6 protein-coding genes are annotated in these 6511 nt (G+C 39.5%); 1 reads left to right on the plus strand and 5 read right to left on the minus strand.

Annotation, left to right across the window (positions count from 1 at the left end):
• Positions 1-198 precede the first annotated feature (198 nt).
• The 5 genes from lpxD to ilvA form a co-directional block, all read right to left on the minus strand.
• On the minus strand, positions 199-1155 hold the full coding sequence (gene lpxD, locus GSY74_RS10020; protein WP_164664963.1) for a UDP-3-O-(3-hydroxymyristoyl)glucosamine N-acyltransferase: 957 nt from the start codon (positions 1153-1155) through the stop codon (positions 199-201).
• Between the two features lie 124 nt (positions 1156-1279).
• Positions 1280-1753, minus strand: coding sequence for an acetolactate synthase small subunit (gene ilvN, locus GSY74_RS10025; protein ID WP_164664964.1), 474 nt, complete (start codon positions 1751-1753; stop codon positions 1280-1282).
• Positions 1753-3453 carry an acetolactate synthase large subunit gene (locus tag GSY74_RS10030; protein ID WP_164664965.1) on the minus strand — a complete coding sequence of 567 codons (1701 nt, stop codon included), beginning with the start codon at positions 3451-3453 and terminating at the stop codon, positions 1753-1755. The genes ilvN and GSY74_RS10030 overlap by 1 nt, the downstream gene beginning before the upstream one ends.
• Before the next feature lie 67 nt (positions 3454-3520).
• A complete protein-coding gene (locus tag GSY74_RS10035) occupies positions 3521-4426 on the minus strand; it encodes a phosphatase (RefSeq protein ID WP_223157529.1) in 906 nt (301 codons plus the stop codon).
• A gap of 53 nt (positions 4427-4479) precedes the next feature.
• On the minus strand, positions 4480-5691 hold the full coding sequence (gene ilvA, locus GSY74_RS10040) for a threonine ammonia-lyase (protein ID WP_164664966.1): 1212 nt from the start codon (positions 5689-5691) through the stop codon (positions 4480-4482).
• A gap of 52 nt (positions 5692-5743) precedes the next feature.
• Between ilvA and GSY74_RS10045 the strand changes: the two genes are divergently transcribed.
• Complete coding sequence (locus GSY74_RS10045; protein ID WP_164664967.1) at positions 5744-6175, plus strand: CoA-binding protein; 432 nt, start codon at positions 5744-5746, stop codon at positions 6173-6175.
• The last annotated feature ends 336 nt before the right edge of the window (positions 6176-6511 follow it).

Raw genomic sequence — 6511 nt, forward strand, 5'->3', positions numbered from 1 at the left:
TCCTTATATGCAATTTGCATTTTCGGAATCGGCGTGTTTACACCCGAACTATTTGGTTCAAAAAAAGCTTAATTCATTGGCATTGGGCTTTAGCCTCGTTATATTCGGGACTAAAGTCTCCGATTCCAAATGAATATAATATTGGTCACCTACTTACTATCTTTTTGAGTGGTAATGTGATTATACAAACGAGTCAGCTTACCTCCTCTTCCTCTTAATCAACCCATGAATCTTCGCCTGTAACTTCAACCAACTTATATGCTCTATAGCAGGAAAACCTGCATAGGTCTTGCCACCTTTAAGTGATTTAGTCACTCCAGATTTACCAGCAACTGTTACAAAATCGCCAATATGCAGATGTCCTGCTGTTCCACTCTGACCACCCATAACTAGATTTCGTCCTGTTGTTGTAGAACCTGACAATCCAGACTGCCCAGCAATAAGTGAATGTTCCCCCACATCACAGTTATGTCCTATCTGAATAAGATTATCCAGTTTAGAGCCTTTACGAATATAAGTTGTTCCAAATACGGCTCTATCAATAACACAATTAGCCCCTATCTCAACGGCATCTTCTATTACAGCATTACCATTTTGATAAATTTTGACATGTTCACCCATTTTGGTATGTGCAAAACCATATCCATCTGAACCAATAACTGTTCCTGCGTGGATAATACAATTGCTACCTATCTCTGTATGATGATATAGCGTGACATTGGGATAGATAAGTGTATTAGAACCGATAGTTACGCTATCTCCGATATAAGCACCTGCCATAACTGTTACATTGTCACCCAAATTTACATCTTTTCCAAAACGAACTCTCTTGTCTATATCACAACCTTCACCCATATCTGGATGACCACCTTTTGTCTCTATCTTGTGAGCAAAAAATTTTGAAGCAAGAGCAAGTTTTAGATATGGCTCATCTGTAACAAGAGCTATTGTGGTCTTGGGAAGTAGTTGGGCATACTGTTCCTCTATTAGAACAGCTATAGCTTTAGTCTCTGAAAGTTGATTTTTATATTTTTTATCATTAAAAAAGGAGATTTGTGAGGAGGTTGCTTCACTTAATGTATGGAGTCCGTCTATCTCTATATCATTACCTAGAAATTCGATATTAATCTCTTGACATATTTGACTTAATTTCATATTTGTTCTTTCATTAAAATTTACATATTAAACCGTTCGATTCCATCGAACCTACGAATCACAAATATATTTCAATAACAAATCCGTAGGTTCGATGAAATCGAACAATAAACAATATAATTATCTATCGCTCTATCGCAACAACCCCACCACGAACAATTTCAATAGGATTATAACGACTTGAAGCCTCTATAAAATGTTTAATCCGAATAGGCTCATCAGCAGCCATACCGATAATCATATCACTACCTACATTAACAATCTCACCATTATACGCATCGCACAGAGCCTGAATATCTGCTAAACTCTCAGTTATAGGAAATTTTGCAAGTACCATCTCTTTTTCAACCATCTCCTCATGCTCCACAACCTTATGAATAGGTATAAGCTTATGAAGTTGTTTGGTTATCTGCTCCAAAACTCTCTGGCTACCTTTAGTAACAATGGTAATCCGAGAACGATTCGTATCTGGCACAGGAGCGACGGTTAGAGTCTCTATATTGTAACCTCGCCCTGCAAAGAGACCAGAGACACGAGAGAGTACTGAACTCTCATTCTCTACTAATACCGATACTACTCTTCTTGTTTTATCAGACATTACTTCTCCTCCTGTTGGTCATCTAACAGCATATTATACAACGCTCCACCTGCTGGAACCATTGGCAATACATTTTCAAACCTATTTATTGCAACATTGATAAAGGCAACTCTATCTTTTTCGATTGCATCTTCCAGTGCTGCATCAAACTCCTCTTTGCTGGTAACATCATACCCAATTCCACCACAGGCTTCAGCCAAAGCTTTGAAGTTTGGTTGATAACTCAAATCGGTCTCTGCGTATCTCTCATCATAAAAAAAGCTCTGCCACTGTCGAACCATACCCAAAAATCTATTATTTAGGATAATGTTAATAACTGGAATCTTATACTCCGAAGCTGTTATTAGCTCCTGCATATTCATCAAAATTGAACCATCACCTGTAAAGTTTATAACCGTCTTCTCAGGACAACCGCGTTTAGCACCAAGGGCGGCAGGAAAACCAAAGCCCATTGTCCCTAGTCCTCCAGAGTTTATCCACTGTCTTGGTCTATCAAAAGGATAGTGCTGTGCCGTCCACATCTGATGCTGACCAACATCCGATGTGATAATCGCTTGTTCGCCCAAAAGCTCACCAACTCTCTCTATAGCCCACTGTGGCTTGATAACCTCATCCGAGTCTCTATAGCTTTGAGGATGAAGAGTATTATATCGCTCTAAGACCTCTCTCCAGTTGGCATATCTATCAGGCTTTATCTTACCCTCAAGACCTGATATCATCTTCTCTAACACACCATATACATCACCAACGATAGGGTAGTCAACGGCAACTAGTTTTCCAATATTGGCAGCATCTATATCCACATGAATCACATCAGCATACTTAGCAAACTCACTTAGCTTACCTGTAACCCTATCATCAAATCTAGCACCTAGAGAGATGACCAAATCAGTCTCACTCATCGCCATATTTGATGAGTAGTTACCATGCATCCCAAGCATACCATGAAGTAGAGGATTGGAGTGACCCATAACCCCTCTAGCCATCAAAGTCTCAACAGCAGGAATCCCACCCATATCTGCTAGTTTTCGAACCAAATCACTAGCATTGGATAGAACCACACCACCACCAATATACAAAAGTGGTTTTTTAGACTTCAAGATAGCAGAAACAGCCTTATCTATCTGTCTATTATTCCCTTTGGTAGTTGGTTTATAGCTTGGTATATTGACAGAATTAGGATAGACAAAATCACCAATCTCTGCTGTAATATCTTTTGGAATATCCACAAGTACAGGTCCAGGTCTTCCTGTTCTAGCAATATGAAACGCCTCTTTCATAATCCGTGGCAAATCAGATAACTCTCGAACTAAATAATTATGCTTGGTACAAGGTCTAGAGATTCCGACAGCATCAATCTCCTGAAAACCATCCGTCCCAATCAAAGAGAGTGGAACCTGCCCAGAGACAACGACCATAGGGATAGAGTCCATATACGCTGTAGCCAAACCTGTCACAGCATTGGTAAATCCTGGTCCACTTGTCACCATCGCCACACCAACTTCACCAGTAGCTCTAGCGTAACCATCAGCAGCATGAACAGAAGCCTGTTCATGTCTATTCAAGATATGTTCAAAACCATCCTGCTTATATATCTCATCATATACATTCATGATAGCACCACCAGGATAACCAAACACGGTCTTTACACCCTCGGCTATCAGTGCTTCACAAACCATTCTTGCACCGTTCATCTTCATGAATCTGCTCCAATCGTTTTTTTTGTGGGCGATTTTAGCTAAAATATAATAAGAGTGTGATGAAATGTTAACACTCTGACAGAGCTACACCTTCACGAACCCCATCATCTATAACCATAGAACTATCAAACCCACCAATATCAAAAATCTCCTCATATATCAAAATCCCAGAAGCGATAAGGTCTTCACGCCCTACCCCAACCATTTTTGACCTCTGCTCTACACTCATAGACAAAAGAGCTTTTAACTGCTCTAACAAATCGACTCTAGTCAATAGTGTACCATGAATCTTCTCTGCATCATAAGTCGTATAGGTCATACCAATCTTCATTGAGGCGATGGTAGTTGGTGTTCCTGCCATAGCAATAAACTTCTCTACTCTTCCATCTTTAGAGTATACCTCATTACAAAAAAGTCTCATCTCATTCATTAATGCAGGTATAGCATTGGCTATCTCCCCTATCCCTCTAAAACTCTGGGTCAGTGTCACAATCCCTATCTTGAAACTTTTTGAGATGGTTCTATCTCCATGACTAAATATCAACTCTGTAGACCCTCCACCAATATCTGCAATCATAAAACTTTTTGGAGACTCACCCAGAAGTTTCAAACGATTTTTGGTAGCAATAAGTGCATATCTAGCCTCATCATCCCCATCTATAATCTCAAACTCCACACCTGTATTATTTGCTATACCATCAAGTATCTCTTGACCATTAACAGCTTGACGAATAGCCTCTGTAGTCACAGCTTTGACCTTTGCATCTGAGAAGTCCATCTGCTCTTTTGCTTCATTGATAGCTACTATTATACGGTCAAGAGCAGGATAAGATATGCGTCCTGTGATTGCTAAACCATCAGCTGTTTTTACCATCTTATGAAAGGTACTAATAGTTTTTTTTGTTTTACAATCCATCTTTAAAAAACGGATACTATTTGAACCTAAATCTATGGCTATTATATTTTTACTCATTTTTTTCCTTTTTCAACTTGTGCGTGTTTTTGTCGGGCAGAGGGCAGCCCGACCTACCGTGCCTCTTTGAATTCAAATCCATTTTTGGTTAAAATCGCTCTGACTTCATCCTGATGGTCTACACCTTTGGTCTCCAAATCAACAGAAACAACAGCATCACCAAACTCCAAATCAATAGAAGTTCTATCATAACCAATCTGTACAATATTCGCTCCCACCTCTGAAAGTAGCTCTGTAAAATGCATTAATGCCCCTGGTTTATCCATCAATATCACAGATAATTTCATCTTCCTAGAACTCTTGACAAGCCCCTTTTCTATAATGAGAGAGAGCATCGTAACATCAATATTTCCACCACTTAGTACTATTCCTATTTTTGAACCCTTTGGCAGACCAAGTTTATTGTGTATCAACGCCGCAACACCAACAGCTCCTGCCCCTTCCACCAAGAGTTTCTGCTTTTCCAATAAAAACAGAACAGCAGAAGCAATCTCATCTTCACAGACAAGCTCTATCCTATCAACCGTCTTCAAGATATACTCTAGCGTAATAGGCGAAGCGTCTCTCACAGCAATACCATCAGCAATTGTTCGCACACTTTTAGTCGACTCTGCTTTGCCGTGGTCAAATGAGTTTTTCATAGCACTAGCACCCAACGAAGCGATACCGATAAGTTTGACATTTGGGTTTATCACCTTGATAGCCACCCCTATACCTGAAATCAATCCACCTCCACCAACAGGCACAATAATAGCATCAAGGTCTCTCTGCTCCTCTAACATCTCAATAGCCACAGTCCCCTGCCCTGCCATCACCTCATCATCTGTAAATGGATGCACAAAATCTTTGTGATGCTCCGTAGCAAACTGGGTAGCATAACCATACGCTTCATCATAATTCGCTCCATGCAAAATCACCTCTGCACCCAAATCTTTGACCCCCTGTACTTTAGTCAGAGGTGTGGACTCTGGCATGATAATTGTTGCATCTATTTTGAAATATTTCGCACTAAAAGCCACCCCTTGGGCGTGATTTCCTGCACTTGCTGCGACCACTCCTCCCCTCTTTCCCTCTTCTATAAGCGTTGCAATTTTGTTAAATGCCCCTCGAAGCTTAAACGCCCCTGTTCGTTGAAGGTTCTCCTTTTTCAAATAGACCTCGTATCCACTCATCTCACTTAGTAACGGAGCATAAGAGAATGGTGTACGATGTGCTACACCTTTTAGTCTATGACTCGCTTTTTCTATAGATTTCAAATCCAACATTAATTAATCCTGATATTATATTGATAGAATTATAATCAAAAAGGATAAAATTATGGAATGCGAAATCCCACGAGTAAATAGTAATAGAGATGAGATGAGAAAGTATTTTGAAGAGTGCAAAACCATCGCCGTGATTGGATGCTCTCCAAAACCTGAAAAAGCTAGTAATCGTGTGGCTAAATATCTAGTGGAGGTTGGCTACGAGATGATACCTGTATATCCAAAAGGTGATAAGATATTGGGGCAAAAAGTCTATAAATCTCTTGCAGATATAGACAAACCTGTTGATATGGTTGTGGTATTTAGAAAACCTGCTGTGGTCTTGGCTGTGGCTGATGCTTGTATTGCGCGAGGTGATGTTAAAGTGCTTTGGACTCAACTGGAGATTATTAACAATGAAGCAGCAGAGAAAGCTAAAGATAGTGGGATAGCTGTGGTGCAGAATTATTGTGCTATGGTGGAGCATAAGGCGATATTTAATTAACTATATAAGTAAAAAGAGGAGACCCTAAAATCAAAGCTGTTGAGCCAATAAGACTATCAGGAATATCCAAATTGTGGCTTTTTGCATAAGTTTTGATAAGTGTAGTAGATTGTTTGGATATAGCTTCATTTATCTCTATAATCTCAAAATCTCAATCAATATGTTGGTATCTAGAATTATCATTTCCATGCTTTTTCTCTAATTGACTCTTGGGTTATATCTCTATCTTTCCATATCCCTGCAAATTCAGAAAATCTATTTTGTGGTTGCTCTTTTTCTTGCCTTGGTGTACTCTCTCTATGATGTGTAATTATCTCCAAACCATCATTTTTAAAA

This window comes from Sulfurovum sp. bin170 (assembly GCF_010892395.1).
Classification (GTDB): domain Bacteria; phylum Campylobacterota; class Campylobacteria; order Campylobacterales; family Sulfurovaceae; genus UBA1140.

Bases quoted from the DNA above. Each gene is read 5' to 3' on its own strand.
- GSY74_RS10045 (WP_164664967.1), top strand. From the start codon at position 5,744: ATGGAATGCGAAATCCCACGAGTAAATAGTAATAGAGATGAGATGAGA.
- ilvN (WP_164664964.1), bottom strand. From the start codon at position 1,753: ATGTCTGATAAAACAAGAAGAGTAGTATCGGTATTAGTAGAGAATGAG.
- ilvA (WP_164664966.1), bottom strand. From the start codon at position 5,691: ATGTTGGATTTGAAATCTATAGAAAAAGCGAGTCATAGACTAAAAGGT.
- lpxD (WP_164664963.1), bottom strand. From the start codon at position 1,155: ATGAAATTAAGTCAAATATGTCAAGAGATTAATATCGAATTTCTAGGT.
- GSY74_RS10035 (WP_223157529.1), bottom strand. From the start codon at position 4,426: ATGAGTAAAAATATAATAGCCATAGATTTAGGTTCAAATAGTATCCGT.
- GSY74_RS10030 (WP_164664965.1), bottom strand. From the start codon at position 3,453: ATGAAGATGAACGGTGCAAGAATGGTTTGTGAAGCACTGATAGCCGAG.